This is a genomic window from Allomuricauda sp. MMSF_3307 (assembly GCF_030733585.1).
Lineage (GTDB): Bacteria > Bacteroidota > Bacteroidia > Flavobacteriales > Flavobacteriaceae > Flagellimonas.
The window spans coordinates 388,451-414,588 of the sequence record NZ_JASHIQ010000001.1; the positions used below are offsets into that span (position 1 = coordinate 388,451).

Genomic DNA, 26,138 nt, shown 5'->3' on the forward strand with positions numbered 1-26,138 from the left:
CTCAAGACTGGGCTTTTCCTAAATAACCAACCAAACTTTAAATTATGAAAAACCAATACTTAAAGTTATAAGGGAACCACCCCTTATGTGGGTCAAAGATACGGCAAGCTTTTTCAGAAAAAAGTGATTTTAACGGACTTTAACTAAACCCCTAAGATATTGATTGGTTTTAGCTGATTTTTTGGCAAACTATTAAGAGAACCCTAGGGTTTGATCATGTGATTTGTACTAGAACCAATACCCTACACTGAAGAAAACATTGCTCGAATCAATTTCAGGAGACCACGAGTAAAACACTTGGATGGGGCCTAAAAAAGATTCAAATCCGTAACCGATGCCATAGCCGGAAAAACTAGGCTCTTCAAACCACTCACCTGTCCGGAAAAGATCATCTGCTACGTTGGCATAATTTGCCGTGAACAAGGCATGGTGCTTGGGTGCAAAACGGTAATCCAACCGTCCTAATCCCTTGATATAGCTATTGCCGGGCAAACTCAGAAAATCGTACCCAAAGAATGGTATAAAATTGTTCACAAAATCGTTTCCATATCCTCCCAATACAAAATCAAAGGAAGCTACTTGGGATGTTCCTAGCTTAAACCCTGTGTCTGCTTCCAAAGTAACGCTCAAATTGTGGATTGGGGAGAACACGCCCCCAAACTTTCCCTTAGCCACGGCAAATTCGGAGAAGTTATCGTTGTAATCAGAAGAAAACGCATAAAAATGAAAATCCCCATCAAATAGTAGTCCCTTCGTCGGAAAATATTTATCATCGTAGGTATCCAGTTTTATTTGGGAGTAGGCGCTAAAATAGTTGGAGTTTTCAAAATTGGTTCTTTGATTTCCGGATGTGGCGACTTCCAACTCTGCATTCTCTTCCAACTGTCCCAACGTTCTTGTGCTATAGTTCAAAAACTTGTGTTCCGCACCAATGGTAAAGGCAAACTCTTCCTTTATAAATGTTTGAAGGTATACTTGGTTGGTAAGGTCGGTAACATCCAGATTTATCCGTTGGATGCTGGGGTCGTTGAGCACATCAAAATTTCCCTGTATCAACGAAAAATCGGTTTCCGTGTCAAAATCCGTTAACGTGGAATTGACCCCAAAGCTCCAATAGTACCCCTTGTCCAAATAATATTGCATGTTGTACCGAATATGATCCCCCAAAATAAAATCGAAAGAGGCTACATCGTCCTTCATTAAAAAGTTCTTTTTGGTGAGGTTGATCAAAGCGGCACTTTTGTAAAGATCATCATAGTGTGCCGACATTTTGATGAACATTTTGGTGGGGTCCTCCTTTAGTTTCAAAATCAAGTCCGTACCCAGTCCGTTGGAAATAAGATCATACCGAATGGCCATAAAATTTCCGGTGGCCGAAAGATTGTTGATACCTTGTCGAAGGTCATCGAATGAAATTTTTTCCGCAAGATTGAAGCGTAGTTTTCCCTTGATGTAGCCACGGGTATATTGTTCGTTTCCTTCAATGATCATACGGTTGATCGTTAAGCTATCCACCAGTTGGATCCTTTTTCTGTGAGGGGGCGTACCCTTTTGGCTCTGGGCAATTTGAAGGAGTTCATCCATTCTTTTTCTGGCAGCTGCTTCTCCGTTCTTCACGATTTGACCGCCTTTTTCAAAATCGATTACCGAAAATTCGTCAATTTCCGGCCGAATGTACACATCCGTTTCCTTCGATTTCTTTTTCATATCGTTCACCGTGCGGTAATTATTGATCTGTAGCAAGATTTCGGTGGCAGAGGAAAGTGATTCCCTAGTTACCAAATCATGTTGTACATCCACCCCAATGATCAAATCCGCTCCCATTTCCCGAACCTGACCTATGGGATAATTGTTCACCACACCGCCATCGATCAATATTTGCCCTTCGATTTCCGCAGGCTCAAAAAGGGAAGGAAAGGTTCCACTGGCCACAATGGCTTCGGGAAGATAGCCGTTGTCCAACACTATCTCTTCGCCAGTCTCCACATTGGTGGCAATGCACACAAATGGGATGGGCAGTTTTTTGAAATCCTCCACATCCTTCACATGGTAAAGTAATTGGACCAACAGATTATAAATGTTCTGCCCACCAGAAATGGCCTGCGGAAAGGATACCTTAAAATTCTCAAAAGGCAGCGAAAGAGCATACCGCTCGGAATCCTCCTTCTCGTAAAAGGTCTTTGCGCTACGGGGTACATTGTCCTGGATCAAATCGGTAAAATCGGTGCTTCTAAAAATGGAATCCAATTGGGCTGCGGAATACCCGGAAGCATACAGTGCCCCGACAATAGCGCCCATACTGGTGCCGCCAATGTAGTCCACCTTGATTCCAGCCTCCTCGATCACCTTTAAAACTCCGATGTGTGCGAGTCCCTTGGCGCCTCCACCGCTCAAAACAAGGCCCACCTTGGGCGGTTTGCTTTCCGAAATGTCCTGTGCCCAACCTGCCCAGCCGAGTAAGGCAAAACATATAGATAGATAGATGGCCTTGTTCCGCATAATTTAGGTGTGAAAAGTTTTATAGATTTTCTTTGCCTTGGATGCACCAACGCTTTCCGTCAATTTTTCAATGCTTGCCTCCTTGATTCGTTTGACCGATTTAAAGCTCTTGAGCAACTGCTCGGCCGTTTTTTCGCCAATTCCTTCAATATTGACCAATTCGGAGCTGATGGCACCCTTGCTTCGTTTGTTCCGGTGATGGTTTATCCCAAACCGGTGCGCTTCGTTTCGGAGCTGTTGGATTATTTTGAGGGATTCCGACCTTTTGTCCAAATACAAGGGAACCGGGTCGTCCGGAAAATAAATCTCTTCCAGACGCTTCGCAATCCCGATAATGGCTATTTTTCCCCTCAAACCTAATACTTCCAAGCTTTTTAAGGCAGAAGATAATTGCCCTTTGCCCCCATCAATCACGATCAGTTGCGGCAGGGGTTCTTCCTCATTGAGCAATCGCTTGTACCTTCGGAAGACCACTTCTTCCATACTGGCAAAATCGTCCGGACCTTCCACGCTTTTGATATTGAAGTGGCGATAATCCTTTTTCGAAGGTTTGCCGTCCTTAAAAACTACGCAGGCAGCTACGGGGTTGCTACCCTGTATATTGGAGTTGTCAAAGCATTCGATGTGACGAGGTTCTTCGGACAACCGTAAATCCGCCTTCATCTGCTGCATGATCCGATTGGTGTGCCTGTCCGGATCGGTGATCTTGATTTGTTTTAGTCTATCCTGCCTGTAGTATCTGGCATTACGCTCTGATAGGTCCAGAATGCGGCGTTTATCGCCCAACTTTGGGAGCGTGATCTTCAGATCTTCCTCTACGGTAACGGCAAATGGGAGGTAGACCTCTTTGGATTGCGATTTGAACCGCTGCCGGATTTCCGTGATGGCCAATTGGAGCAACTCTTCGTCCGTTTCTTCCAGTTTCTTTTTGATTTCCAAGGTGTGCGATCGAACAATAGCGCCATGGGAAATCTGTAAAAAGTTGATATAGGCATGGGTCTTGTCCGAAATAATGGAGAACACATCCACATTGTTGATCTTCGGGTTGACCACGGTGGATTTGGCCTGATAGTTCTCCAGTACATCGATTTTGTCCTTGACCCGTTGCGCTTTTTCAAATTCCATCTCCTCGGCGTACAGCTTCATCTGCTGTTTAAACGCTTGAATGGAGCTCTTGAAGTTTCCTTTTATGATCTGCCGAATGGCCTCGATTTGATCGTGATAGTCTTTCTCAATTTGCAGACCTTCGCAGGGTCCTGCGCAATTTCCCAAGTGATAGTCCAAACAAACCTTATATTTTCCCGCATCTATCTTTTCCTCCGAAAGGTCATAATTACAGGTGCGGAGAGGGTAAAGGCTTTTTACCAAATCCAATAGTGTACGGACCGTCTTCATACTAGTGTAGGGACCGTAATACTCTGAGCCATCCTTTATGAGCTTCCGCGTGGAAAACACCCTGGGGAACCGCTCGTTTTTGATACATATCCATGGGTAGGACTTATCGTCTTTGAGGAGTACATTGTAACGCGGCAGCAGTTTTTTGATCAAGTTGTTTTCCAACAACAAGGCATCGGACTCGGTGGGCACCACAATATGTTTTATGGATCGGATTTTTTTGACGAGCACCCGGGTTTTGCCGTACTCCTGCTTTTTGTTGAAGTACGATGACACCCTTTTCTTCAAATTCTTGGCCTTGCCCACATACAGAATCTTCCCGTCGGCATCATAAAATTGATAAACGCCAGGATTATCGGGAAGGGCACTTAATTGAACTTGTAAGGATACCGATTTGGACATAGGAGTTCCGTAAAATGAACTTTTTTTGACTTTACAACAAAGTTATATTTTAATTGTGGTGATTATTGTTAAACTTGATCAATTCCTCTTTTGAGTCCATATTTGTTCCTTCCGATCTCATGGATGACTCAAATCTCCACGAAACCAACACATTACCAAGAAAATTCATCGAAAGCAAAACTGGGGTTTTTCCCTAAAAAAACTATGGGAAATCTATAATTGCATGTTAAGTAGCGGGTAGAATTTGTTAAACTGTTGCTAAAAATTATGCATTTCATCGATAAAATCTGCATTTCATGGTAAACTTTCCATTTGTTTTACTTACATTTAACCATATAAATACAATCCTATGGAAAACTATATCATCGTTTTGGGAATGTACTTGATTTTGATGCTTTTCTTCAAAATCTTCTTCTCCGTGGCAACAAAAGGAGAGTAGTAATTTCGTTCCCCTAAAAGAACCCCAAAATTCTTCATCATTTAGATGTTGAAAAGTGAACTTAGAAAAAAATACAATCGCCTCAGAACAGAACTTTCAACGGAGCAATCTTCCGATTTAAGTTTGGTTTTGACCAATCATATCCTTCAAATCCCAATTTGGGATTTTTTTTATTTCCATATATTTCTGAGTATCGAAGAAAAGAAGGAAGTAGACACCTTGCCCCTGATTACATTATTACAAGGAAAAGATAAAAATATCGTGGTCCCTAAGGTCGCGAGCAAGACCGCCATGGCCAATTATTTACTCACCGATACTACTACCCTAAAGAAAAGTGCTTGGGGCGTTCCTGAGCCTGTGGAAGGTATCGAGGTGCCGGAAAACAAGATTGATGTGGTTTTTGTGCCGCTCATGGCTTTTGACACTTTGGGCAACCGTGTGGGATACGGTGCCGGTTTTTATGATGGTTTTTTAAGGAAATGCCGCAAGGAAACCATTAAAATAGGTCTTTCACTCTTCGAAGCGGAACAGGAGCCCATTACGGACGTGCATGAAAATGACGTGAAATTGGATTATTGCGTAACCCCTGAACGCATTTACTCATTCTGATTACCAGAATCCTCTTTTTTTTCTTCCTGCTTCGGAAACGCCTTTTTGTTGAACACAATTAAAATTCCCACCCCTGTGCTAATCGCCGTGTCCGCGATATTGAAAACAGGTTCGAAAAAGCGGAAACTCCTTCCACCCAACGAAGGCACCCAATCCGGCCAGGTGGTATCTACCAACGGAAAGTAAAGCATGTCCACCACTTTGCCATGGAACAGGCTTCCGTAGGGTTCCTCTGCAAATAAAGTCGCTACTTGTCCGTTGCTGTGGTCAAAAATAATTCCGTAGAATACCGAGTCTATAATATTTCCAACGGCTCCGGCAAAAATCAAGGATACCGCCAAAATTAAAGTACGCGGTGACTGCTTTTTAATGATATCCCGCAACCAATAACCGATGCCAAAAACCGCAAAAATTCGGAATATGGTCAAAACCAATTTTCCCGCCCTTTCGGAAATAGGTAGTAAATCGCTCAATTTGGTGCCCCAAGCTGCCCCTTCGTTCTCAATAAACAGTATTTTGAACCAACTGAACACTTCATGGGCCTCGCCAAGAATAAAACTGGTCTTAATGTAGATTTTACTGATCTGGTCCACCAAAAGGATCAGAAAGATTATGAGAAGGGACTTTTTCAGGTTCATGCTTGTACTAAAAAGGATTGCAAAAATATGGATATTATTTTGTTTTCTTGAGGATGATGTCGCCTTCTATGGTCTTCAGCACAAATTGATTATCCCCCGAGGGAATCGACTCCTTACTTAGATTGCCATATATACTCTCCGCAACAATATTTCCGCTCGCAGTCGAAAGCACAATATCCCCTTTTTGCGTGGTCACTTGAACGGATTCGGAAATGTTTTCCAAGGTGCAGCGCCCATCAGAAAGGGCAACGTTAAGTTCTCGGTATGCTCCAGAGGCGTACAAATTGGTATTGGTCCCGAATACATCAACGCTTTTATATGCTGGCACGGTCACTTCCAAGGCAATGGAAACCACTTTGTGCGCGCTCAGTTTGTCATTGGGGTTAATAAAAAGGGGCTGAAAATCAGCACTGATCATGGCAGTGGTGCCACTTTGTTCAATGGAAATAAGCAAGTCTTTGGCATACTCGCCTTCCATGCTTGCATAAACCTGGACCTCATCTGAATCGGTGGTTTTCAGGTCGATTCGGTAACAGTATTGGGCATCAATTTGAATGGTCTCCGTTCGGGGACCGATAAAGGCTTTCCTTACCAATTTTTGCGCGTGAACTGTCACGAGCGTAAAAAAAACCATCAAAAACAACAACGCCCTCATAAAGAAAAACGCCCGAAGGCGTTTGGATTATTTCTGCATGTTCTTCGCCTCGATGCTCAATGTAGCATGCGGCACAAGCTTCAAACGCTCCTTGTTAATGAGCTTTCCGGTAACTCTGCAAATACCATAGGTCTTGTTCTCAATACGCAACAAGGCATTCTTAAGGTCTCGGATAAACTTTTCCTGGCGGATGGCCAATTGGGTATTCGCTTCCTTGCTCATGGTTTCGGAGCCTTCCTCAAAAGCCTTAAAGGTAGGCGAGGTATCATCGGTACCGTTGTTGCCATCGTTCATGTAAGAACTTTTCAAAAGCTCCAAATGCTTTTTGGCCTTCTCCATTTTTTCCTCGATCAAGACCCTGAACTCGGCAAGGTCCTTGTCGGAGTATCTTACTTTTGCTTCTTCTGCCATTTTCTTAATGTTTTTGAATAAACAATTTTGTGTTCACCTCATCAAAGGCGATTGCTACACCTTCTTCAAGTTTTTCCTCAAAGTTGAGCTCGGCGGTCAGGGTTTCCGTTTTGATGTAGTCCACATTACTGGAAACCGCATTTTCCACTAGGCCGTCTTTCAATATTTTAATGTCAATTTTATCGGTTACTTCAAAACCTGATTCTTTTCTCAAGTTTTGGATACGGTTGACCAATTCCCTTGCAATCCCTTCTTTTTTAAGGGTTTCATCAATCGTCACATCCAAGGCTACGGTCAAAGGGCCTGAGCTGGCCACCAACCATCCTTCAATGTCTTGGGAACTGATCTCTACATCGGTTAACTGTAAATTAACGGTTTTATTTTCCAACTGTAGCATTAATTCTCCCTCGCGTTCCATTTTTTGGATATCCTCTTGGCCCAAGGCGGATACTTGGGCTGCAATCGCTTTCATGTCCTTACCAAATTTCGGGCCCAATACCTTAAAGTTGGGTTTAATTTGCTTTACCAGCACTCCAGAAGCATCGTCCAACATCGCTATCTCCTTCACGTTTACTTCGGATTTTACCAAATTGGAAACAGCCTCGATATCCCTTCTTTGCTCTTCATCTAGCACAGGAATCATAATTTTTTGAAGCGGTTGACGCACTTTTATCTTTTCCTTTTGACGGATAGAAAGCACCAAGGAAGAGATTTTCTGCGCCAATTGCATCTTGCGCTCCAAATCCTTGTTCACCATTTTGGCATCAAAAACTGGGAATTCGGCCAAATGCACACTTTCAAAACCTTCTTTTTGTGTGGTTGCATCCAAATCGCGATACAATTGGTCCATGAAGAAAGGAGCAATAGGAGCGGACAGCTTTGCTACGGTAGTCAAGCAGGTGTAAAGCGTTTGATAGGCTGATATCTTATCGGTTTGATAATCCCCCTTCCAGAAACGCCTTCTGCTCAATCGCACATACCAATTGCTCAGGTTTTCCTGAACATAATCGGAAATCATTCTGGCGGCACGGGTAGCCTCGTAATCTCCATAAGCCTCGTCCACATTTTTGATCAAGGTATGGAGCTCGGACAAGATCCACTGATCGATCTCTGGTCTTTCGGTTAGTGGAACATCGGGCTCTGAATAATCAAATTCATCGATATTGGCATAAAGCGCCATAAAGGAGTAGGTGTTGTACAGGGTTCCAAAAAACTTTCGTTTGACCTCTACAACGCCTTCAATATCAAATTTTAGGTTGTCCCAAGGGTTGGCGTTGGAAATCATGTACCAACGTGTGGCATCCGGTCCGTGCTCTGGCAATACCTCAAAAGGGTCTACCGCATTGCCCAAACGTTTGGACATTTTTTTGCCTTCCTTGTCCAACACAAGTCCGTTGGAAACCACATTCTTATAGGCTATGCTATCAAAAACCATGGTGGCTATGGCATGTAGGGTATAGAACCATCCGCGGGTCTGGTCCACTCCCTCGGCGATAAAATTGGCCGGGAAAGCTACACCATCATTAATAAGCTCCCTATTTTCGAAAGGATAGTGCCATTGTGCGTAGGGCATGGAACCACTATCAAACCAAACATCGATAAGGTCAGCTTCGCGCTTCATGGGCTGCCCCGATGGCGACACCAGCGTGATACCGTCCACAATATTCTTATGCAGGTCGATCTTATCGTAGTTTTCCTCGCTCATATCACCTACCACAAAATCCTCGAATACATCCTTGTCCATTACTCCCGCCTCAACTGCTTTGGCCATTTCTGACTTCAACTCTTCGACGGAACCAACAATCAATTCCTCCTTGCCATCCTCTGTTCTCCAGATCGGCAATGGAATACCCCAATACCTGGAGCGGGAAAGGTTCCAATCGTTGGCATTGGCCAACCAGTTGCCAAAACGGCCCTCACCTGTGGATTTTGGCTTCCAGTTGATGGATTGGTTCAGTTCGAACATGCGGTCCTTGACATCGGTTACCTTAATAAACCATGAGTTCAAGGGGTAGTACAATATCGGTTTGTCCGTACGCCAGCAATTGGGATAGCTGTGTACGTATTTCTCGACCTTAAAGGCTTTGTTTTCTGTTTTTAGTTTGATGGCAATCTCAACATCGACCGACTTTTCGGGAGCTTCGCCCTCATCGTAGTATTCGTTCTTAACGTACTTGCCTCCAAATTCCCGAAGTTCCGGTCTAAACTTCCCTTGAAGGTCCACCAAGGGAACGGGGTTACCGTTTTCGTCCAAGACCAACATGGGAGGAACCTCTGGCGTGGCCTGTTTTGCCACCAAGGCATCATCTGCACCAAAGGTGGGTGCAGTGTGAACGATTCCCGTACCGTCTTCCGTGGTTACGAAATCACCGGAAATCACTCGGAATGCGTTTTCTGGGTTTTGGTAGGGCTGCACATAGTCGATTAACTGTTCGTACTGGATACCTACCAAGTCTTTCCCAACAAAAGCTTCACCGACCAAATAAGGAATCTTTTTGTCGCTTTCTTGGAACGATTTCAACTCCTCTTCTGTTTCCACTTGGGTAAACTTTCCTGAAAAGTTATAGTTCACCAGATTTTTGGCCAGCACTACATTGATTGGCTCAAATGTATATTGGTTGTAGGACCGTACCAACACATACTCAATCTTCGGGCCTACGGTCAATGCGGTGTTCGATGGAAGTGTCCAAGGTGTGGTCGTCCAGGCCAATAAATAAATATCTCCCTCAACCTTTTTCAAGAAATCGGGCAAAGAATCGGTTTTGGCCTTAAACTGTGCGGTCACCGTGGTATCCGTCACATCCTGATAGGTACCGGGCTGGTTCAGCTCATGGGAACTCAAACCTGTACCCGCCTTGGGCGAGTAGGGCTGAATGGTGTAGCCTTTATAGATAAGGCCTTTATCGTATATCTGTTTGAGCAACCACCATACCGATTCCATGTATTTGGACTTGTAGGTGATATAGGGATCATCCATATCTACCCAATAGCCCACTTTTTCGGTCATTTCGTTCCAAACATCCGTGTAGCGCATCACCGCTTTTTTACAAGCAGCATTATAGTCCTCTACGGATATTTTGGTGCCGATATCTTCTTTGGTAATGCCAAGTTCTTTTTCCACACCGATTTCCACAGGCAGGCCATGGGTATCCCAACCAGCCTTTCGCTTCACCTGAAATCCTTTCATGGTCTTGTAGCGTGGAAAGATATCCTTAATGGTCCGTGCCATCACATGGTGGATACCTGGCATCCCGTTTGCGGATGGAGGCCCTTCAAAGAACACATAGCTCTCCTTGCCTTCCCTAGTGGAAACGCTCTTCTCAAAAATCTTTTTGTCCTTCCAAAAGTCAAGGATATCCTTCGATACTTTTGGCAAATCCAATCCCTTATATTCCGCAAACTTCATAAACTGCTTCTTCTACTAGAATTCAAGTTTGCAAAATTATAAATTTAAGTGGAATTAAGCCCTGCCTTTTGGCATTAGAATTCACATAATTCCCTTAACCTAAATATGATATGCACCAAATCACCGCTTTACATTAATTTGTTTATATTCCCTTTCTATTAACACATAACCATTAGTAACATGAAAAAAGTATTGATTGCCGCCATGGCATTAACCGTATCAATGTCGGTGATGACGTCTTGTAAGGATACCAAAGACAAGGCTGAAAAGGCCTCAGAGGAAGCCGCCAAAAGCTTGGAAGAGGCAGGTGAAGACCTGGAAAAAGCTGCCAAAGAAACTTCTGATGCCATGAAGAAAGCTGGTGAAGACGCCAAGGAAATGGGCGAAAAGGCCTTGGATAGTCTGAAAAAGGCCGGTGAAGAAACCATGGATGCCGCCGAAAAAGCCGGTGAAGAAATGAAAGAAGCAGCCAAAAAGGCCATTGACAGCATCTAGTTTTTAGAAAATTCAAGAAAGAAGGCTCGGGATTTCCGAGCCTTTATTTTTTAAAAAACGTAACCCAATCCCAAAATCAGGTTGGTTCCCGGTGCAACGATGCCAGACGAATAGGTCCGGTATCGCTGGTTGGTCATGTTTTCTAAACTTACGGAAGCTTTCAAGGCATTCGTAATTTGGTATTGCGACCTAAAATTAAGGGTATACCAAGATGGTGAAAAAGGGTTTCCGTTGGCGTCGCTTGCGTAAATAAAGGTTTTACTCTGTTCGGAAAGGGCCAAATCATCATTGCTGATTTCTCCATTGTAATTGACAAACACATCGGCTTTCAATTTTTGATTTTCCCAAATTAAATGGACGTCTCCAAAGGTAGGGGCGGCATGTCGCGATGGGCTGTCGGTACCGTCGTCATCCTCTTCCACGCCTTCCGTCAAAGTAAGGTTTGAAACCAACGAGAAGTGTTCATTGAAAAAGGCTTCCAATCCAAATTCAAAACCATATACATAGGCCTTGGCTGCATTTTGGATGGCCTGCACATTGCTTGGTTCGCCGTTGTATTCGATTTCGGTTTGACCGCCAAAGGAAAAATCCCTTCGTACCAAGGCATCCACCAAATAGGTGTAATAGGCTGCGCCTTTGAGTACCAAAATATTATTAAAGTTTTTTCGGAGTCCCAGTTCACCATTATAGGCATACTCTGGCTCCAAATCGGGATTGGGGACTACCACGGAACCCGGCTCGGAATCAAAGATTTTCCCGATATCATCAATATTTGGCGCTCTAAACCCTGTAGAGCCGTTAAGTGTGACCTGCAAATCTTCACGCGGGAACCAACTCATACCCAAACTTCCGGTTAGGGCACCGGTAACAATATCGGCCTTGTCAAAAGGAAATGGGTAAAATGTGGTATCGAAAGTGGCATCGACCCAAACCTGACTATAGCGTATCCCGGATAAGAGGGAAAGATTGGGCTTTAGGCGGTATTCTCCATTCACGTAACCGGCCAAGGTCTGCCAAGTGGACCCATCTGGATATCTGGATGCTGTTTCCTGTACTTCGTTGGTTTCTATGTTTCTAACGCTTCCTACGGAGTTGACCTTATTGAATACGTATTCGGCGCCATAATATAAATTGAGGGCTCCAATTTTTTTGTTTTCAAAATCCAAGTTAACGGACAAGGCATCCACTTTTTCCTTTGTTGAGTAAAGTTCTGGATCTTGAAAACCCCTATCATTTCGGCTCTCCTCAAAAAACTGATAGGCGGTGGTTAGTTTGACCCCATCATAAAACTTGTTCTTTCCTTTTCGGGTTACCTGAAAATTTCCCATAAACCATTTTTGGGGACCATAATACCACTCGGCCGAGCGAAGGCCCTCTCCATCCCTACTTGGCCGAATCAACCTGTCATATCTATCATAATCAGAGGTTTCGGAATAGTACAATCCCAAATCGTAGTTCCATGTGCTATTGGGCTTGTAGGTAAACTTTTGAAGGAAATTGACCTGATCATAGCCGGAACTGACCTGCTTTTTAGGGTCCTCATTGGCCACCAATACATCCGTTCCATTCTGTCGCACCACATAATTGGGCCTCAAATAGGAGTCGGGACCATGTTCGCCCATCTTTAAATCGTCAAAACTATTGTAGGTAAAACTGGTATAGGAAGCCCATTTTTCCTTGCCCAGATTAAAATCCACATGCGCCGTGTTTTCGTTATTGGCTGATGAATAGCGGTAATCGATATTTCCTGAAAGAGCCAAACTATCCGTAAATGAAAAACGAGGTTGTTGGGTATAAAAATTCATGACGCCACCAATGGCATCGCTACCATAGATCACGGAACCGGGACCAAAGGTCACCTCTGTTTTTTTGATGGTAAAAGGGTCAATGGATATCACATTTTGAAGATTCCCTCCCCTAAAAATAGCATTGTTCATGCGAACCCCATCTACCGAAAGCAAAATACGGTTGGTGGCAAAACCTCTGATCATAGGACTGCCTCCACCCAATTGGCTCTTTTGCACAAAGATTTTTCCGCTATTTTGTAAAAGGTCCGCAGAAGTTTGAGGCGTTCCAAAAGCAATGTTACGCGCATCGATGGTCTCTACCTTTTGGGGGATATCCTTTTTCTGCTGTTCCCATTTGGAAACGGACATGACCACTTCTTGAAGTTCCTCCGTCTTTAAGTTCAGGTAAACTCGGTAACCACGACGTTCTATTTGCGCCTTTGTGGTAGTGTACGTCTGATAGCTGATATGCTTGAAGGTAATCTTTTCATCTAAATCAAAAATGGCAAGGTTGGCTTTTCCATCTACATCGGTTATAGTCGATGTGCTCTGATCTTTATTGAAAATGGCAATATTGTCCACAGGAACACCATTATCGGCGTCCAATACAGTGACGTCTTGGGCATAAATTGTTAAGGATGCAAAAAACAGAAATAAGGTAAAGGTTGATTTTAGGTGTGGCATTTTTACGAAAAAACGGCATTTAATACGGCGAGAGACTTTGGTTCGCGGAATCCATGCACGTGCAATCGGTAATATTGGATCATTGTTTTCAAGAGTTCCCGCCTGTTTGACTTAGTTAGTTGTATTCTTTGTAATGCATCAAAATTCGTGCCCAAAAACTTCTTGAAATGCTCCAGATTTTCATTCTGAATCAAGGGGTTAAGTGAAGGTGCTTTGCAGAAACTGCCTTCCAAAAGGTCGAAAAAAGGCGAATTTTGGTCCGAGGTATCCGGATAAAATCCCAAATATTTGGTAAGATTCAGCAAAAAGAGAATATGAAAATTGGGTGAGAGCTGATGAACGTCCATCCATTGCAAAGCGTATTCCAAATAATTGAAAAGGCCTTCGTCCTGCTCCTGTTCCTGAATGCTATTGCCTAGCATTTCCGCCAAAAAAAGCACCATACTGTTTTTTACCACATCGGTATGCATAGTGCGATAGGGCACCGAAACCTTAACATTGCGCAAACTTTCCAAGCTGCCTTTGTTCCTGTGATTGGCTACAATTTCCAGTTGTGTCAAAGGCATAAAATAAGCCGCTCGAATCTTTGCTTTTTTGGAGGCTAGCACCCCTTTGAGCAAATACGACTTTACACCGTCCGATTGTGTGAATGCGCGAACAATGAGACTGGTGTCCCCATATTTTAGGGTAGAAAGTACGATGGCTTTGGTTGTGATTTGCATGGGCCAATAAAAAAGCAGTTACCAGATGTGTAAATGTAACCACTCCTTCCGGTAACTGCCAACCAAAAACCATTCGCGATGGTTTATATTTAAATCACGCCTTGGGCCAACATGGCATCGGCCACTTTTACAAAGCCGGCAATGTTCGCTCCTTTTACGTAATTACAGTATCCATTTTCCTCTTGTCCGTATTGTACACAGGCATCATGAATGTCGGACATGATTCCTTTCAATCGCTTGTCCACCTCTTCCCTGGTCCAGCTGATACGCAACGAGTTCTGGCTCATCTCCAATCCAGAAGTGGCCACACCACCCGCGTTGGATGCTTTACCAGGCGCGAACAAAATCTCCGCATCGTGGAACGCATGTATGGCTTCGGGCGTTGAGGGCATGTTGGCTCCTTCGGCCACCGCGATACATCCATTTTTGATCAAAGTTTTCGCATCGTCTCCGTTCAGTTCGTTTTGTGTGGCACAGGGCAATGCGATATCGCAGGCTACTTTCCAAGGCGTTTCTCCTTTGTGGAATTCTGCGGATGGATATTTATCAACATACTCGGAGATTCTACCTCGTTTGTTGTTCTTCAGGTCCATCACAAAAGCCAATTTCTCCTCGTTGATACCGTCCTTGTCGTAAATGTAACCTCCAGAATCGGAAAGGGTTAGGACCGTTCCTCCCAAATGCAATACTTTTTCTGCAGCATATTGGGCCACGTTACCCGAACCTGAAATCACAACTTTCTTGCCTTCAAAGGTTTCGTTCTTGGTTTTTAGCATGCTATCGGCAAAGTATACGGTTCCGTAACCTGTTGCCTCGGGACGAATCAACGAACCTCCCCAAGAAAGACCTTTACCGGTCAATACCCCGGTGAATTCATTTCGTATTTTCTTGTACATTCCAAAAAGGAAACCAATTTCACGGGCACCTACACCGATATCTCCTGCAGGAATATCCGTGTTAGGACCAATGTGTCGGCATAGCTCGGTCATAAACGCATGGCAAAAACGCATGATCTCATCGTCGGATTTACCTTTTGGATCAAAATCGGAACCTCCTTTACCACCTCCCATGGGAAGAGTGGTCAAACTATTTTTGAACACCTGCTCAAAAGCCAGGAACTTAAGCACGCTGGCATTTACGGTAGGGTGAAAACGCAGACCTCCTTTGTACGGTCCGATGGCTGAGTTCATTTGAATACGGTAGCCACGGTTGACGTGGATTTCTCCGTTATCATCGACCCAAGCCACACGAAACGAAATCAATCGCTCTGGCTCCACCATTCTCAACAGAATGTTTTTACCATGATAAATGTCGTGCTGAACAATATAAGGTATCACTGTTTCGGCTACCTCTTGCACGGCTTGGATGAATTCGGGCTCATGTCCATTTCTAGAAATCACCTCATCCATAAACACTTTTACTTTATCTTCTATTTTTTCTTCCATATAAAGGCTAGGATTAGTTGTCTTTCCGCTAAACGAAAAGCACTATTTTATAGATTTATGAATTTGAAGGCAAAATTATGGTATTTCAATAATTTGAATATTTATTTTTTATAAATTTTTCAAAAAATATTATTTCAAGGCTTGCTCTAGATCCGCAATCAAATCTTCTACATCTTCAATGCCCACGCTCAACCTGATGAGCGCATCCACAACACCCTTTTTTTCACGCTCTTCCTTTGGAATGCTACCGTGCGACATGCTTGCAGGATGCCCCACCAAACTTTCCACACCGCCCAACGATTCGGCCAAGGTGAATATTCTAAGTTTTTCTACAATTTGTATGGCATCCTCATATTTTCCTCCTTTGGGCACAAAGGAAATCATGCCCCCAAAACCGGACATTTGCGCTTTGGCCACTTTATGCTGCGGGTGATGTTCAAAGCCTGGCCAGTATACGGTATCGATTTTAGGATGATTCTCCAAATAATTGGCCACCAATTCCCCGTTTTCGCAATGTCGTTGCATGCGCACATGTAGCGTTTTGATGCCCCGCAAGGTCAAGAAACTATCCATGGGCCCACAAATGGCACCACTTGATTTTTGAATAAAATAGAGTCGGTTCGCCAAGGTTTTCTCATTGACTACCAGTGCCCCGACCACCACATCGCTATGGCCTGCCAAATATTTGGTGGCGGAATGCATCACTATATCGGCTCCAAGCTCCAAAGGACGTTGCAGGTAAGGTGTGGCAAAAGTGTTATCTACCGCCAAGAGCAGCTTGTTGGCCTTGCTGATTTCCGAAACCGCCTTGATATCCACAATATTCATCAGTGGATTGGTGGGCGTTTCTACCCAAATTAACTTGGTTTTGGTATTGATGTGCGAGGACAATTCATCCATGTCAACCATGTCCGAAAACCGAAATTTGATGCCAAATTTCTCATAGATTCCCTTGAACAAGCGATAACTGCCCCCATAAAGGTCGCTGGTACAAATCACCTCATCGCCGGGCCCCAAAAGCTTCATCACCGCGTCAATGGCTGCCATTCCACTGCCAAAAGCCATTCCAAACTTACCATTTTCCAGGCTCGCCACTGCATTCTCCAGAGCAGTTCGTGTTGGGTTGGCCCCTCTTGAATATTCGTATCCTTTATGACCTCCTGGTGTGGGTTGTGCATAGGTGGACGTTTGATAAATCGGCGGCATCACAGCACCATACGCAGCATCTGGTTGCTGCCCACCGTGAATGGCCTTGCTATTGAACTTTAATTCTTTTTTGCCCATGTTGCAACTATCTACATACAAATGTATCGTTATCTTTCCGAAGTATTATTTTTGATGACCCAAAACCTCAATCATGAAAAAATATCTTGCTTGCTTCTTTTCCTTTGGCCTTTTAATCAGTTGCCAAACAGAGAGCAAACTTACCTTTGAGCCCACCGAATTGCTTGGAGAAAACTGTGTGGATTGCCCTCAAATCGTGGTTCAAATTCCAAATGCTTTGGACGGCTCCGCGGTTTCGGAAGCTATCAATAGATCTGTTCAAGAAGAAATTATCAGTATTTTGTCTTTTACGGATGATGAGGAAATCGATAACGTCAACAAAGCACTAGAATCTTTTACCGATAGTTACAAGGAGCTCAAGACCAAATTCCCGGACGAGGTACCATGGGAGGCCAAAATAGAGGGCGAAGTGGTGTACGAAGATGAAAATTTGGTCACACTCAAACTGAATTCGTATTCCTTTACCGGTGGTGCACATGGCTATGCCTCCACCACCTATCTTAATTTTGACAAAAAATCTGGAAAAGAGCTGGAAAACAACCAACTTTTTGATGATTTTGAAGGCTTTATCGAATTTGCGGAGACCCAATTCCGCAATCAGGAAGAAATACCTCAGGACCAAAACATCAATGCCACCGGATTTATGTTCGAGGGGGACAGTTTTCATTTGCCCAACAACATCGGGTACACCACCGAGGGCCTGCAGCTCATCTATAACCAATACGAAGTGGCATCCTATGCGGATGGACCCATAAGCCTGGTCTTACCCTACACTGACATCAACCCCTTTTTAAAACATAAGGTTGAACGCTGATCACTTTTCCTGATATCATTTAAAATAATAACGGAGCCCGGCACCCAATAGAAGCGTGGTATCATTCAGGTCGCTATTGAAATGATAATATCCGTTGATGGGAACGATTAAAGAAAACGCATCGGAAACAAAGAAGTCCATTTCAAACGAAGCGTAGGCACCATAAATAAAACTGCTTTCTGCCTCAACGGCATCAAAGGGGAATTCGGTCTCCCCATTGTTGATGTGCTTGTATCCTACGGATGGCCCACCTCCAAAATAAAAGGAAATACCCCGATTGGGAGAGGTCAACACCGTTGTAAAATATCCTAGATTGAACCAATAGTCGTTATACGGGAACTCTACCCCGGCATTGGGCCTTTCTTTGGAAAAGGTGGCCACTAGGGATACCTGAACAAAATCTGTATCATTGTGGTAGTGGTTTGAATTGAGCTGAATACCGTAACCATCGGTCTTGTAGGTGGGCACCGCTCCAATGGATAAATAACTTCTTTGGGAATAGCCCTGCTCGCATACCAAGATAAACAGCATACAAAAGAGCCCCAAGCATACATGGTAGTGTTTCATTTGGATTAAGATTTGGGTTCTTAAAACAAATATAATCGATTTCCCGAGGGTTTGTCTATGCCTTAAAAATTTCCAGACGAAAAGCTAGTTGCGGGCCAACGCCTTTTTCAGTGCCAGGATGGCACCAAGGTGCAATCCCTCATGGAAAATATTGAATGACAGGGCATCTTCGGCCCTGTTCAACCCAATTTTAGGTGTGGTCATATATTCCTGAAAGTTCTTGAACCTACCGTGCTCGTAATCCAATTGGATGTGCTTTATAGTGCTGAACAAATAGGCGGAAATCTGTTCCATCTCCTTTTCGGTAGCCTCTCCATTAGGAAAAGTGCCCTTTTTATAGTTGTTGATGAGTTCTTCCTCTATGGTAAAATCCAATCCGCTCAATTTGTACAATAGCAATTGGGGCGTAACCACCACATGGGCGATGTTCCACCAAATGTTATTGTTAAACCCATCAGGAATCCGGAACAAATCTTCCTTGGGCGTTTTCTTTAAAAATTCGTGCAGTATCATCCTGTTTTTGAGGAGAATATCAAAGGTCTTTTCCATAGCTTTTTCTATATAATCACAACGCTCCTTTTCGTAAAACTATGTTTTTAATACGAAACTGCCTACGCTGTTCGGAATTAAACCCCTTCTTTTCCAAATCAACAAAGCGATTAAATCCTGTTGAATTTACCTCTTTGCAATGGGATTTGTTTCATTTTTGACTTCCTTTGTCCATCCAATAATATCATTTTTATGAAAAAGATTTATCATTTGGGCAGCTGTTCCACTTGCCAACGCATATTGAAGGAATTGGAGCCGTTGGACGGTGTGGAACTGCAAGAAATCAAATCAGAAGCCATCACCCCAGAACAATTGGAACACATGGCAGCATTGAGCGGGAGCTACGAATCCCTGTTCAGCCGCCGAGCCATCCTTTTCCGCCAGCGGGGATTGCATGAAAAGGAGCTTTCCGAAAAGGATTACAGGGACTTGATCTTGGAGCACTACACCTTTTTAAAACGACCTGTAGTCTTGGTCGATGATACTATTTTCGTTGGAAACGCCAAAAAAACAGTAGAAGCCGCCAAAGCGGCGCTGCATTGATGAGCAAAAGAACCTTGGCCATTTTGGCCGCCATAGGCGCCACAGTTATCTACGGAATCAACCACACCGTAGCCAAGGGAGTCATGCCCATGCACGTCCAACCCTTCGGGTTTATCTTTCTTCGTGTAGGGGGGGCAGCCATCCTTTTTTGGTTGATTTCAATTTTGGGTCCAAAGCAAAAAATAGAGAAACGGGATTGGGGCCGTTTGTTCGTTTGTTCCCTTTTGGGAATGAGCATCAATATGCTATCCTTTTTTAAGGGCCTCCAACTATCCACACCCATTAATAGCGCTGTACTTGTAACCATCACCCCCATCATCGTTGTAGTGATTTCTGCTCTGTTTTTACGTGAAAAGATCACGCTCAACAAGGGATTGGGGATTGCTATGGGTTTTGTAGGTGCGCTGGGCCTTATTTTGTTTGGGGCGGAAATACGCCAAGATGCCCCCAACATTCCTTTGGGAAACTCTTTGTTCATTCTTAATGCGACAGCGTACGGTGCCTACTTGGTGGTGGTAAAAAAACTGATTGAAAAATATCACCCATTCACATTGATGAAATGGTTATTTAGCATTGCTTTTATCGTCAATTTGCCCATCACCTTACCCGAGGTACTTGAAATTCAATGGTCGACCATGCCTCTTTGGGCTTATGGATCTGTGGCCTTTGTGGTCATCGGTACTACTTTTTTGACCTATCTCTTCAATATTTTTGCCTTGACCGAACTCAAAGCGTCTTCTGTAGGGGCCTTTGTGTATATGCAGCCTTTGGTAGGCATTCTATTCGCTTTGTTATCTCACAAAGACCACCTCACCTTAATCAAAATTTTGGCCATGGCTTTTGTGCTAGTAGGTGTTTATTTGGCCAGCAAAAAACCACGAAGAGGCATTAAGCACCCAGAAGAGGCCTAAAGAAATTATAAAATCTCGATGTCCTTTGGCTTCTGAACGTGCTTCCGTGTATCTTCCTTGGTCAAAATCTTGAAGTCCTCCGTTTTTTCCATGGATTCAAAAGCATTCAAAAACTCCTCGGGCAATCCGGTAAGTTTTCTGTTCTTTAAATCGATCCAGGCTCCCATCATTTCGCAACGCGCAAAGTTTTTCCCGTTGTGGTCGTAAAAATTATGCCTAAACTCAAAGAACATCCCATCCTTGCTCATTCCGGCAAACTCCAAAGAGACCTTGACGGGCATGCCTGGGAAAGCTTCCTTAAAATAATAGACGTGCTCGTAAAAAACCACTGGACCAATATTGTGGGCGGACATACTTTTTTGATTGAACCCCAATAGCCCCAAATAGGCCATTCGTGTGTGGCTCATAAAGTTGATGTAGGCCGAATTCGCTAAATGTCGGTTGGCGTCCGTATCGCTCCACCTGATCTCAAATTCCTTAAAAAACATAAAAGGTTATTTTGTTATGCATGCATAATAATTGTAAAAATACCATAGTTTTGAGAACTGATTCCATTATGAAGAAGAATTGTTCCTATTTTTAAACATAGTTTAACATGACAACCATGAGCCAAAAAGCTGAATTTATCCAAAACCTGTCCCTACCCGTTATTGCCGCCCCCATGTTCCTGATTTCGGGACCAAAATTGGTGGTGGAATGTTGTAAAAATGGCATTGTGGGAACCTTCCCGGCCCTGAACCAACGAACCAGTGAAGGTTTTGAGGAGTGGCTCATCCAAATAAAATCAGAATTAGAGGCATTTGAGGAGGAAACCGGCAAAAAAGCCGCGCCATTCGGAGTCAACTTGGTGGTTCACCCGACCAATCCGAGATTGGAGGCCGATGTAAAACTTTGCATCAAACACAAAGTGCCTTTGGTGATTACCTCGCTCGGTGCAGTAAGCCAAGTTGTGGATGCCATTCATAGCTACGGCGGATTGGTCTTTCATGACATCATCAAAAAGCGCCATGCCGAAAAAGCCGCTGAAGCTGGTGTGGACGGTCTTATATTGGTCTCAGCAGGTGCTGGTGGGCATGCCGGTACCATCAACCCCATGAGTTTGATCGCAGAGGTGAAAAAATTCTATCATAAAACCATCATTTTGTCCGGATGCATCAGTACCGGTAGGGATGTTGCCTCTGCCCTACAGATGGGAGCCGACCTAGCCTATATGGGCACCAGGTTCATCAACACGGAGGAAAGCAAGGCCACCGACGACTATCGCAAAATGATTATTGAGGCAGGTGCCAGTGATGTGGTGTACACGGCTGCCATTTCGGGCGTACACGCGAATTTCTTGGCTGCTAGCCTAAAAGCGGCGGGTATTACAGAGGAAGACCTGAAAAAGGATACAAAAATTGACTTTGGTAAGGAACTCGATACCGAGGCCAAGGCTTGGAAAACGATTTGGTCGGCTGGGCAGGGTGTCACCACGATTGACAATGTGCTATCCGTTTCGGCATTGGTGGAAGAGTTGAAATCCGGGTTTAGAACAGCAGTGGAAGAGCAGTCCAAACTGTTAACCACCTATCCAAAGGAGTAACCCATGCCACAGCTGAATTCCGATTATACACCGCCCCTACTTTTTAAAAATGGGCATTTCGCCACGATTTATTCGGGCATTATCCGTTCAGTAAACGGAGTGGTCCAAAAAAGGGAACGGATTACGCTCTCAGATGGTGATTTTCTGGATTTGGACTGGAGCGATTCGGTAACTCAGACGCAAAAGTTAGTCATATTGCTTCACGGGCTGGAAGGGGATGCCCAGCGCCCCTACATTACCGGAAGTGCCAAAATACTGAACCAAAATGGTTACGATACCTGTGCCGTGAACTATCGGGGGTGCAGTGGTGAGCCCAATGTAAAGTATCGCTCCTATCATTCAGGTGCCACAGAGGATCTGATCGAAGTTCTCAACCACATTCTCAATACCAAGAATTATTCGGAAATCTACTTGAAAGGATTCAGCTTGGGCGGAAACCTATTGCTCAAATATTTGGGTGAGGGCAACGATGTTCCAAAGGAAATCAAAGGGGCGGTGGCCGTCTCCGTACCCTGTAACCTACATGATTCCTGCAAACAGTTGCTCAGCATTAAAAATATAATGTACGCGATTAAATTTAAGGGCAACCTGTTGGGCAAACTACGTCAAAAACAGCACATGTTCCCTGGTAAAATAAGTGACAATGACATCAAAAGCATAAAGACCCTAAAGGATTTTGACGATATCTACACCAGTCAGGCACACGGCTTTGAAGATGCCCTGGACTACTACAAAAAATCGAGCTCCCTGCAATTTTTACCTCATATCCAAGTGCCGAGCCTCATCATCAATGCCAAGGATGATTCTTTTTTGGGTCCTGAGTGTTATCCCATAAAAGAAACCGATAGAAATACCAAATTGTTTCTAGAAATGCCCAGCTATGGCGGACATGTCGGATTTTGGGGCAAGAACAACATCACCTATACCGAAAAAAGGGCACTGGCTTTTTTTGACTCCATTTGAATGGTCACTCGGTGATTTTCTGAAAGACAAAACAAAAAACGCAAGGATTATTAGTGGCTAATTGCCTATCTTAGTAGCTCAGTTTACACATAAACTTCAATAGAATCAGAATGAAAAAAATGGTAATGGTCTTGGCCTTGGGGGCCATGATAGCAAGCTGCGGCGGCAAAAAGGAAGAAAAGAAAGATGGCTTTGAAGTAAGCCGCACCAAAACAGAAGATACCAAAACAGTTGAAAAAGAAGGTGTTCCTGTTGATTTGGACAATAAAGGAGTAGGTCCGATTACGAATATGGAATTCCCAGATGAAATCAATGATGAAATGGCCGCAAGGGGTAAAGCCAAATTTGAGGCTATTTGCGTAGCATGCCACATGGCAGAAAAACGCATGATCGGCCCTGCGCTAAAAGGTGTCTATGAAAGAAGAAGCCCGGAGTGGGTCATGAACATGATCTTGAACCCCGATGGCATGCTGAAGGAAGACCCTATTGCCAAAGCCTTGTTGAAAGAGTACAACAACGCCATTATGCTCAACCAAAACCTTACCGAGGATGAGGCAAGGGATGTTGCCGAGTACTTGAGAACACTTTAAACAAACCAACTCAATTATAGTAGGATAGCTGCTGTTTTGTAAAAGAAACAGCAGCTTTTTTTATATCTTACTACAAACTTTTGGAACATGAAAAGACTACTACTTTTTGCTGTTTGTGTAGGGTTTGCACCCTTGATTTACGCACAAGGACTTCAGGGTGCATGGAGCACTACGGGTTCAGACGACGCAGGATCTGAAGTGGAGCACGTGATAACATTTACAAACGGCTTTTTTTCGGAAGCAATTTTTGAAAAGGCCGATGGAAAATTTGTTGGCACCAAGGGAGGTGAATATGCCCTAAGTGACGGAACAATCGACTTAACTTTTGAATTTTCGACGCAAAACCCTGAAATGGTTGGTCAAACCCAATCCCATAGTTATTCCATGGCAAATGATGTGCTGGATCTCCACGACATGACATGGACCCGCGTTGACGATGGGACGCCCGGTGACCTATTTGGTGCATGGTTGATTTCCGGCAGAAAACGCGATGGGGAAATTGTGAAACGCGACACTTCCGGACCGCGAAAGACCATGAAAATATTAAGCGGCACCCGTTTCCAGTGGATTGCCTACAACACCGAAACCAAAGAATTTATGGGGACTGGTGGGGGAACCTATACCACCGTTAATGGTACATATACCGAAAATATCGGTTTCTTCTCCCGGGACGACTCCAGGGTCGGCGCAAGTTTGGAGTTCAATTATGAATTGATCGATGGGGATTGGCACCACTCGGGATTAAGTAGTAAGGGAGACCCCATTTATGAGATTTGGAGCTTAAGGAAGCCATAGAAAGTATTATCATTTAGCCATTTAACAACCTAAAACATAGGGGAGGTCATTCATTTTTTTAGTATTTTACTACAACATTAACCAGTAATTGCTATAAGATGAAAACTTCAATTCTTCTCTTTTTCTTTGCCATACTTCTGGCAGAATCCTGCGGAAGCGCCAAATCCGATGAAGAAGCCCTTTACGGCCCCACTTGGGAATTGGAATACATTTCCGGCCCAAGAATCGCCTTCGATGGACTTTTTCCCAACAAAAAGCCACAGATTACCTTTAACAAAGAAACCGGCAAGGTAAGGGGTACCGATAGTTGCAACGGTTACACCGCTGATTTTGAAATTACGGAAAATACCATTGCCTTTGGCGATCCCGGACCCACCACCATGATGTTCTGCGGCGGCAGTGAACGCCAATTTTTACAGATGATGAAAAAAATAGACGGTTACTCCGTAGAGGAGGGAAAACTCAACCTTTTGGTCGGTGAGGTACCGATGATGCGATTCAAAAAAGTAAACCCATGAAACAGATACTCATTTTAAGTTGTGTTGCATTGCTGATTTTTGGCTGTGCCGAGAAAAAGAAAGAAACCACCTCAGAACCAGAAGCGACGGAGGCGGTAGTGGACACCCTTCCATCCAAAGAAGAAAAAAGAACCATGGAACCCATTGCTATAAAAATTGACGGAAGCTATTTTAAGGCTACTGGAACCGAACCCTTTTGGGGACTCAAGTTATATGGAGACAAGGTGGAACTTCAGACTATGGAAGATACCATCACAACGCCCCCATCCGAAGCTATTAAGGCACAGGATGGAAACATCAAGATGTTTCGCATGCAAACCGAGGCCACACAGCTAGATGTAATCATATCCCATAAAGAGTGTACCAATGCCATGTCTGGCGAAGTGTTTCCTTACACCGTAACTGTATCTTACAAAAGCACGGGCGGAGATGAAACCAAAGTGTACGAAGGCTGCGGGGCCTATATTACCGATTACAGGCTTCACGACATTTGGGTATTGGAAAAAATGAACGGCAATACGGTTTCCAAGGAAGAATTTGGCGGCAGGGACCTGCCCAATTTGGAAATCAATATCAACAACAATAGATTTTCTGGGTATTCGGGCTGCAACCGAATAACAGGTGGGGTTTTTTATGAAGAGGATGTGCTGCGATTCACCCAAGTGGCCACTACGCAGATGGCCTGTCCCAATATGGACAAGGAATCAGCATTTTTGACCGCCTTGAACAGCAGCACACAATACAAAGTGGAAAATAATCGACTCTATCTTTCCAATGGTTCCGAGAAAAACATCTTGATATTCAAAAAATGGGATTGATCATGAGGAAAGGGTGCAGCCTTATTCTTTTTGTTATTTTGTCATTCCAAATGCAAACCAAAGCACAGGAAATGGAGCTGCCCTACAAAGAAATACCCGATTACCCCTCAACGTATACCTCTGGAAATATCGTTTCCAGAATGATAGATGGATTGGGGTTCCGCTACTACTGGGCCACGGAAGGACTCACCGAAAAGGATTTGACCTATCGGGCTTCGGAAGATGGCCGTTCTGTTTTTGAAACCATGGAACACATTTACGTGATGTCCAACAACATTTTGTTGGCGCCAGATGCCAAGCCTTATGAAAGACCGGCGAACCCCCAAAAATTTTCGTATGAGGAGCTTCGGTCACTTACCCTGAACAATTTAAAAACTGCCAGCGAGAAAGTTTTAGGCAAAACTTCTAAAGAAATGGAAGATTTCAAGGTCATATTCAAACAGGGAGATCGAACCTCCGAGTTCCCATTCTGGAATATGATCAATGGCATGCTTGCGGATTGCATTCACCATACGGGCCAAATTGTATTGATGCGACGAGCCAGCGGTAACCCCCAAAATCCAAATGTGAATGTGTTTTTAGGGAAAACTAAAATGTAACAAAAGCCCTTTAATCAA

Annotated in this window: 25 protein-coding genes; 12 read left to right on the plus strand and 13 right to left on the minus strand. The window is 43.9% G+C overall.

The window, feature by feature from the left end:
• Window positions 1–228: 228 nt before the first annotated feature.
• Both RBB12_RS01645 and uvrC read right to left on the minus strand, forming a co-directional pair.
• A complete protein-coding gene (locus tag RBB12_RS01645; RefSeq protein WP_306012534.1) occupies window positions 229–2,499 on the minus strand; it encodes a patatin-like phospholipase family protein in 2,271 nt (756 codons plus the stop codon).
• 3 nt (window positions 2,500–2,502) lie between these two features.
• Complete coding sequence (gene uvrC, locus RBB12_RS01650) at window positions 2,503–4,296, minus strand: excinuclease ABC subunit UvrC (RefSeq protein WP_306012535.1); 1,794 nt, start codon at window positions 4,294–4,296, stop codon at window positions 2,503–2,505.
• Between the two features lie 484 nt (window positions 4,297–4,780).
• On the opposite strand from uvrC, the gene RBB12_RS01655 reads away from it, so the two are divergent.
• Window positions 4,781–5,344, plus strand: a complete 564-nt coding sequence (locus RBB12_RS01655) for a 5-formyltetrahydrofolate cyclo-ligase (protein WP_306012536.1) — start codon at window positions 4,781–4,783, stop codon at window positions 5,342–5,344.
• Here the strand turns inward: RBB12_RS01655 and RBB12_RS01660 are convergent.
• The 4 genes from RBB12_RS01660 to ileS form a co-directional block, all read right to left on the minus strand.
• Window positions 5,332–5,982, minus strand: a complete 651-nt coding sequence (locus RBB12_RS01660; protein ID WP_306012537.1) for a lipoprotein signal peptidase — start codon at window positions 5,980–5,982, stop codon at window positions 5,332–5,334. The two genes, RBB12_RS01655 and RBB12_RS01660, sit on opposite strands and share 13 nt — an antisense overlap.
• A gap of 34 nt (window positions 5,983–6,016) precedes the next feature.
• The gene (locus RBB12_RS01665) at window positions 6,017–6,577 is read right to left on the minus strand and encodes a hypothetical protein (protein WP_306030716.1); all 561 of its coding nucleotides are present in this window, start codon (window positions 6,575–6,577) and stop codon (window positions 6,017–6,019) included.
• Window positions 6,578–6,664: 87 nt separating this feature from the next.
• Window positions 6,665–7,048, minus strand: coding sequence for a TraR/DksA family transcriptional regulator (locus tag RBB12_RS01670; RefSeq protein WP_179383068.1), 384 nt, complete (start codon window positions 7,046–7,048; stop codon window positions 6,665–6,667).
• Window positions 7,049–7,052: 4 nt separating this feature from the next.
• Window positions 7,053–10,454, minus strand: a complete 3,402-nt coding sequence (gene ileS, locus RBB12_RS01675) for an isoleucine--tRNA ligase (protein ID WP_306012539.1) — start codon at window positions 10,452–10,454, stop codon at window positions 7,053–7,055.
• 180 nt (window positions 10,455–10,634) lie between these two features.
• On the opposite strand from ileS, the gene RBB12_RS01680 reads away from it, so the two are divergent.
• Entirely contained in the window at window positions 10,635–10,949 is a 315-nt protein-coding gene (locus RBB12_RS01680) for a hypothetical protein (protein ID WP_179383070.1), read from the plus strand.
• A gap of 50 nt (window positions 10,950–10,999) precedes the next feature.
• On the opposite strand, the gene RBB12_RS01685 is transcribed toward RBB12_RS01680, so the two are convergent.
• The 4 genes from RBB12_RS01685 to RBB12_RS01700 form a co-directional block, all read right to left on the minus strand.
• The gene (locus RBB12_RS01685; protein ID WP_306012540.1) at window positions 11,000–13,420 is read right to left on the minus strand and encodes a TonB-dependent receptor; all 2,421 of its coding nucleotides are present in this window, start codon (window positions 13,418–13,420) and stop codon (window positions 11,000–11,002) included.
• 2 nt (window positions 13,421–13,422) lie between these two features.
• Complete coding sequence (recO, locus tag RBB12_RS01690) at window positions 13,423–14,142, minus strand: DNA repair protein RecO (protein ID WP_306012541.1); 720 nt, start codon at window positions 14,140–14,142, stop codon at window positions 13,423–13,425.
• 89 nt (window positions 14,143–14,231) lie between these two features.
• On the minus strand, window positions 14,232–15,587 hold the full coding sequence (gdhA, locus tag RBB12_RS01695) for an NADP-specific glutamate dehydrogenase (RefSeq protein ID WP_293280804.1): 1,356 nt from the start codon (window positions 15,585–15,587) through the stop codon (window positions 14,232–14,234).
• 129 nt (window positions 15,588–15,716) lie between these two features.
• Complete coding sequence (locus tag RBB12_RS01700) at window positions 15,717–16,871, minus strand: cystathionine gamma-synthase (RefSeq protein WP_306012542.1); 1,155 nt, start codon at window positions 16,869–16,871, stop codon at window positions 15,717–15,719.
• Window positions 16,872–16,944: 73 nt separating this feature from the next.
• Between RBB12_RS01700 and RBB12_RS01705 the strand changes: the two genes are divergently transcribed.
• Window positions 16,945–17,685, plus strand: coding sequence for a DUF3298 and DUF4163 domain-containing protein (locus RBB12_RS01705; protein WP_306012543.1), 741 nt, complete (start codon window positions 16,945–16,947; stop codon window positions 17,683–17,685).
• A 15-nt stretch (window positions 17,686–17,700) separates the two neighbouring features.
• Here the strand turns inward: RBB12_RS01705 and RBB12_RS01710 are convergent, their stop codons facing one another.
• Window positions 17,701–18,252, minus strand: coding sequence for a conjugal transfer protein TraO (locus RBB12_RS01710; protein WP_179383075.1), 552 nt, complete (start codon window positions 18,250–18,252; stop codon window positions 17,701–17,703).
• Between the two features lie 84 nt (window positions 18,253–18,336).
• Complete coding sequence (locus RBB12_RS01715; RefSeq protein ID WP_306012544.1) at window positions 18,337–18,801, minus strand: DinB family protein; 465 nt, start codon at window positions 18,799–18,801, stop codon at window positions 18,337–18,339.
• A 192-nt stretch (window positions 18,802–18,993) separates the two neighbouring features.
• Between RBB12_RS01715 and RBB12_RS01720 the strand changes: the two genes are divergently transcribed.
• Complete coding sequence (locus tag RBB12_RS01720) at window positions 18,994–19,344, plus strand: arsenate reductase family protein (RefSeq protein ID WP_306012545.1); 351 nt, start codon at window positions 18,994–18,996, stop codon at window positions 19,342–19,344.
• Complete coding sequence (locus tag RBB12_RS01725) at window positions 19,344–20,255, plus strand: DMT family transporter (RefSeq protein WP_306012546.1); 912 nt, start codon at window positions 19,344–19,346, stop codon at window positions 20,253–20,255. Before RBB12_RS01720 ends, RBB12_RS01725 begins: the two co-directional genes overlap by 1 nt.
• A 5-nt stretch (window positions 20,256–20,260) precedes the next feature.
• On the opposite strand, the gene RBB12_RS01730 is transcribed toward RBB12_RS01725, so the two are convergent.
• Window positions 20,261–20,743 (minus strand): acyl-CoA thioesterase, encoded by a 483-nt coding sequence (locus tag RBB12_RS01730; protein ID WP_179383079.1) that lies wholly within the window; start codon window positions 20,741–20,743, stop codon window positions 20,261–20,263.
• Window positions 20,744–20,859: 116 nt separating this feature from the next.
• Here RBB12_RS01730 and RBB12_RS01735 point away from each other — a divergent pair, with 116 nt between their 5' ends.
• The 7 genes from RBB12_RS01735 to RBB12_RS01765 all read left to right on the plus strand — a co-directional run bounded on the left by RBB12_RS01735 (window position 20,860) and on the right by RBB12_RS01765 (window position 26,120).
• Complete coding sequence (locus RBB12_RS01735; protein WP_306012547.1) at window positions 20,860–21,837, plus strand: nitronate monooxygenase family protein; 978 nt, start codon at window positions 20,860–20,862, stop codon at window positions 21,835–21,837.
• 3 nt (window positions 21,838–21,840) lie between these two features.
• Window positions 21,841–22,800 carry a YheT family hydrolase gene (locus RBB12_RS01740; protein WP_306012548.1) on the plus strand — a complete coding sequence of 320 codons (960 nt, stop codon included), beginning with the start codon at window positions 21,841–21,843 and terminating at the stop codon, window positions 22,798–22,800.
• Window positions 22,801–22,910: 110 nt separating this feature from the next.
• Window positions 22,911–23,390 (plus strand): c-type cytochrome, encoded by a 480-nt coding sequence (locus RBB12_RS01745; protein WP_179383082.1) that lies wholly within the window; start codon window positions 22,911–22,913, stop codon window positions 23,388–23,390.
• Between the two features lie 87 nt (window positions 23,391–23,477).
• A complete protein-coding gene (locus RBB12_RS01750; RefSeq protein WP_179383083.1) occupies window positions 23,478–24,185 on the plus strand; it encodes a membrane or secreted protein in 708 nt (235 codons plus the stop codon).
• 98 nt (window positions 24,186–24,283) lie between these two features.
• Window positions 24,284–24,703, plus strand: coding sequence for an META domain-containing protein (locus RBB12_RS01755; RefSeq protein ID WP_306012549.1), 420 nt, complete (start codon window positions 24,284–24,286; stop codon window positions 24,701–24,703).
• On the plus strand, window positions 24,700–25,521 hold the full coding sequence (locus RBB12_RS01760; protein ID WP_306012550.1) for an META domain-containing protein: 822 nt from the start codon (window positions 24,700–24,702) through the stop codon (window positions 25,519–25,521). The genes RBB12_RS01755 and RBB12_RS01760 overlap by 4 nt, the downstream gene beginning before the upstream one ends.
• Window positions 25,522–25,523: 2 nt before the next feature.
• Window positions 25,524–26,120 (plus strand): DinB family protein, encoded by a 597-nt coding sequence (locus RBB12_RS01765; RefSeq protein WP_306012551.1) that lies wholly within the window; start codon window positions 25,524–25,526, stop codon window positions 26,118–26,120.
• Window positions 26,121–26,138 lie beyond the last annotated feature (18 nt).

Excerpts from the sequence above, each read along its gene's own strand:
- RBB12_RS01735 (WP_306012547.1), top strand. The coding sequence starts at position 20,860 with ATGAGCCAAAAAGCTGAATTTATCCAAAACCTGTCCCTACCCGTTATT.
- RBB12_RS01730 (WP_179383079.1), bottom strand. The coding sequence starts at position 20,743 with ATGTTTTTTAAGGAATTTGAGATCAGGTGGAGCGATACGGACGCCAAC.
- RBB12_RS01725 (WP_306012546.1), top strand. The coding sequence starts at position 19,344 with ATGAGCAAAAGAACCTTGGCCATTTTGGCCGCCATAGGCGCCACAGTT.
- RBB12_RS01670 (WP_179383068.1), bottom strand. The coding sequence starts at position 7,048 with ATGGCAGAAGAAGCAAAAGTAAGATACTCCGACAAGGACCTTGCCGAG.
- recO (WP_306012541.1), bottom strand. The coding sequence starts at position 14,142 with ATGCAAATCACAACCAAAGCCATCGTACTTTCTACCCTAAAATATGGG.
- gdhA (WP_293280804.1), bottom strand. The coding sequence starts at position 15,587 with ATGGAAGAAAAAATAGAAGATAAAGTAAAAGTGTTTATGGATGAGGTG.
- RBB12_RS01745 (WP_179383082.1), top strand. The coding sequence starts at position 22,911 with ATGAAAAAAATGGTAATGGTCTTGGCCTTGGGGGCCATGATAGCAAGC.
- RBB12_RS01720 (WP_306012545.1), top strand. The coding sequence starts at position 18,994 with ATGAAAAAGATTTATCATTTGGGCAGCTGTTCCACTTGCCAACGCATA.
- RBB12_RS01715 (WP_306012544.1), bottom strand. The coding sequence starts at position 18,801 with ATGGAAAAGACCTTTGATATTCTCCTCAAAAACAGGATGATACTGCAC.
- RBB12_RS01750 (WP_179383083.1), top strand. The coding sequence starts at position 23,478 with ATGAAAAGACTACTACTTTTTGCTGTTTGTGTAGGGTTTGCACCCTTG.
- RBB12_RS01700 (WP_306012542.1), bottom strand. The coding sequence starts at position 16,871 with ATGGGCAAAAAAGAATTAAAGTTCAATAGCAAGGCCATTCACGGTGGG.
- uvrC (WP_306012535.1), bottom strand. The coding sequence starts at position 4,296 with ATGTCCAAATCGGTATCCTTACAAGTTCAATTAAGTGCCCTTCCCGAT.
- RBB12_RS01645 (WP_306012534.1), bottom strand. The coding sequence starts at position 2,499 with ATGCGGAACAAGGCCATCTATCTATCTATATGTTTTGCCTTACTCGGC.
- RBB12_RS01685 (WP_306012540.1), bottom strand. The coding sequence starts at position 13,420 with ATGCCACACCTAAAATCAACCTTTACCTTATTTCTGTTTTTTGCATCC.
- RBB12_RS01740 (WP_306012548.1), top strand. The coding sequence starts at position 21,841 with ATGCCACAGCTGAATTCCGATTATACACCGCCCCTACTTTTTAAAAAT.
- RBB12_RS01680 (WP_179383070.1), top strand. The coding sequence starts at position 10,635 with ATGAAAAAAGTATTGATTGCCGCCATGGCATTAACCGTATCAATGTCG.
- RBB12_RS01755 (WP_306012549.1), top strand. The coding sequence starts at position 24,284 with ATGAAAACTTCAATTCTTCTCTTTTTCTTTGCCATACTTCTGGCAGAA.
- RBB12_RS01655 (WP_306012536.1), top strand. The coding sequence starts at position 4,781 with ATGTTGAAAAGTGAACTTAGAAAAAAATACAATCGCCTCAGAACAGAA.
- ileS (WP_306012539.1), bottom strand. The coding sequence starts at position 10,454 with ATGAAGTTTGCGGAATATAAGGGATTGGATTTGCCAAAAGTATCGAAG.
- RBB12_RS01705 (WP_306012543.1), top strand. The coding sequence starts at position 16,945 with ATGAAAAAATATCTTGCTTGCTTCTTTTCCTTTGGCCTTTTAATCAGT.
- RBB12_RS01765 (WP_306012551.1), top strand. The coding sequence starts at position 25,524 with ATGAGGAAAGGGTGCAGCCTTATTCTTTTTGTTATTTTGTCATTCCAA.
- RBB12_RS01660 (WP_306012537.1), bottom strand. The coding sequence starts at position 5,982 with ATGAACCTGAAAAAGTCCCTTCTCATAATCTTTCTGATCCTTTTGGTG.
- RBB12_RS01760 (WP_306012550.1), top strand. The coding sequence starts at position 24,700 with ATGAAACAGATACTCATTTTAAGTTGTGTTGCATTGCTGATTTTTGGC.
- RBB12_RS01710 (WP_179383075.1), bottom strand. The coding sequence starts at position 18,252 with ATGAAACACTACCATGTATGCTTGGGGCTCTTTTGTATGCTGTTTATC.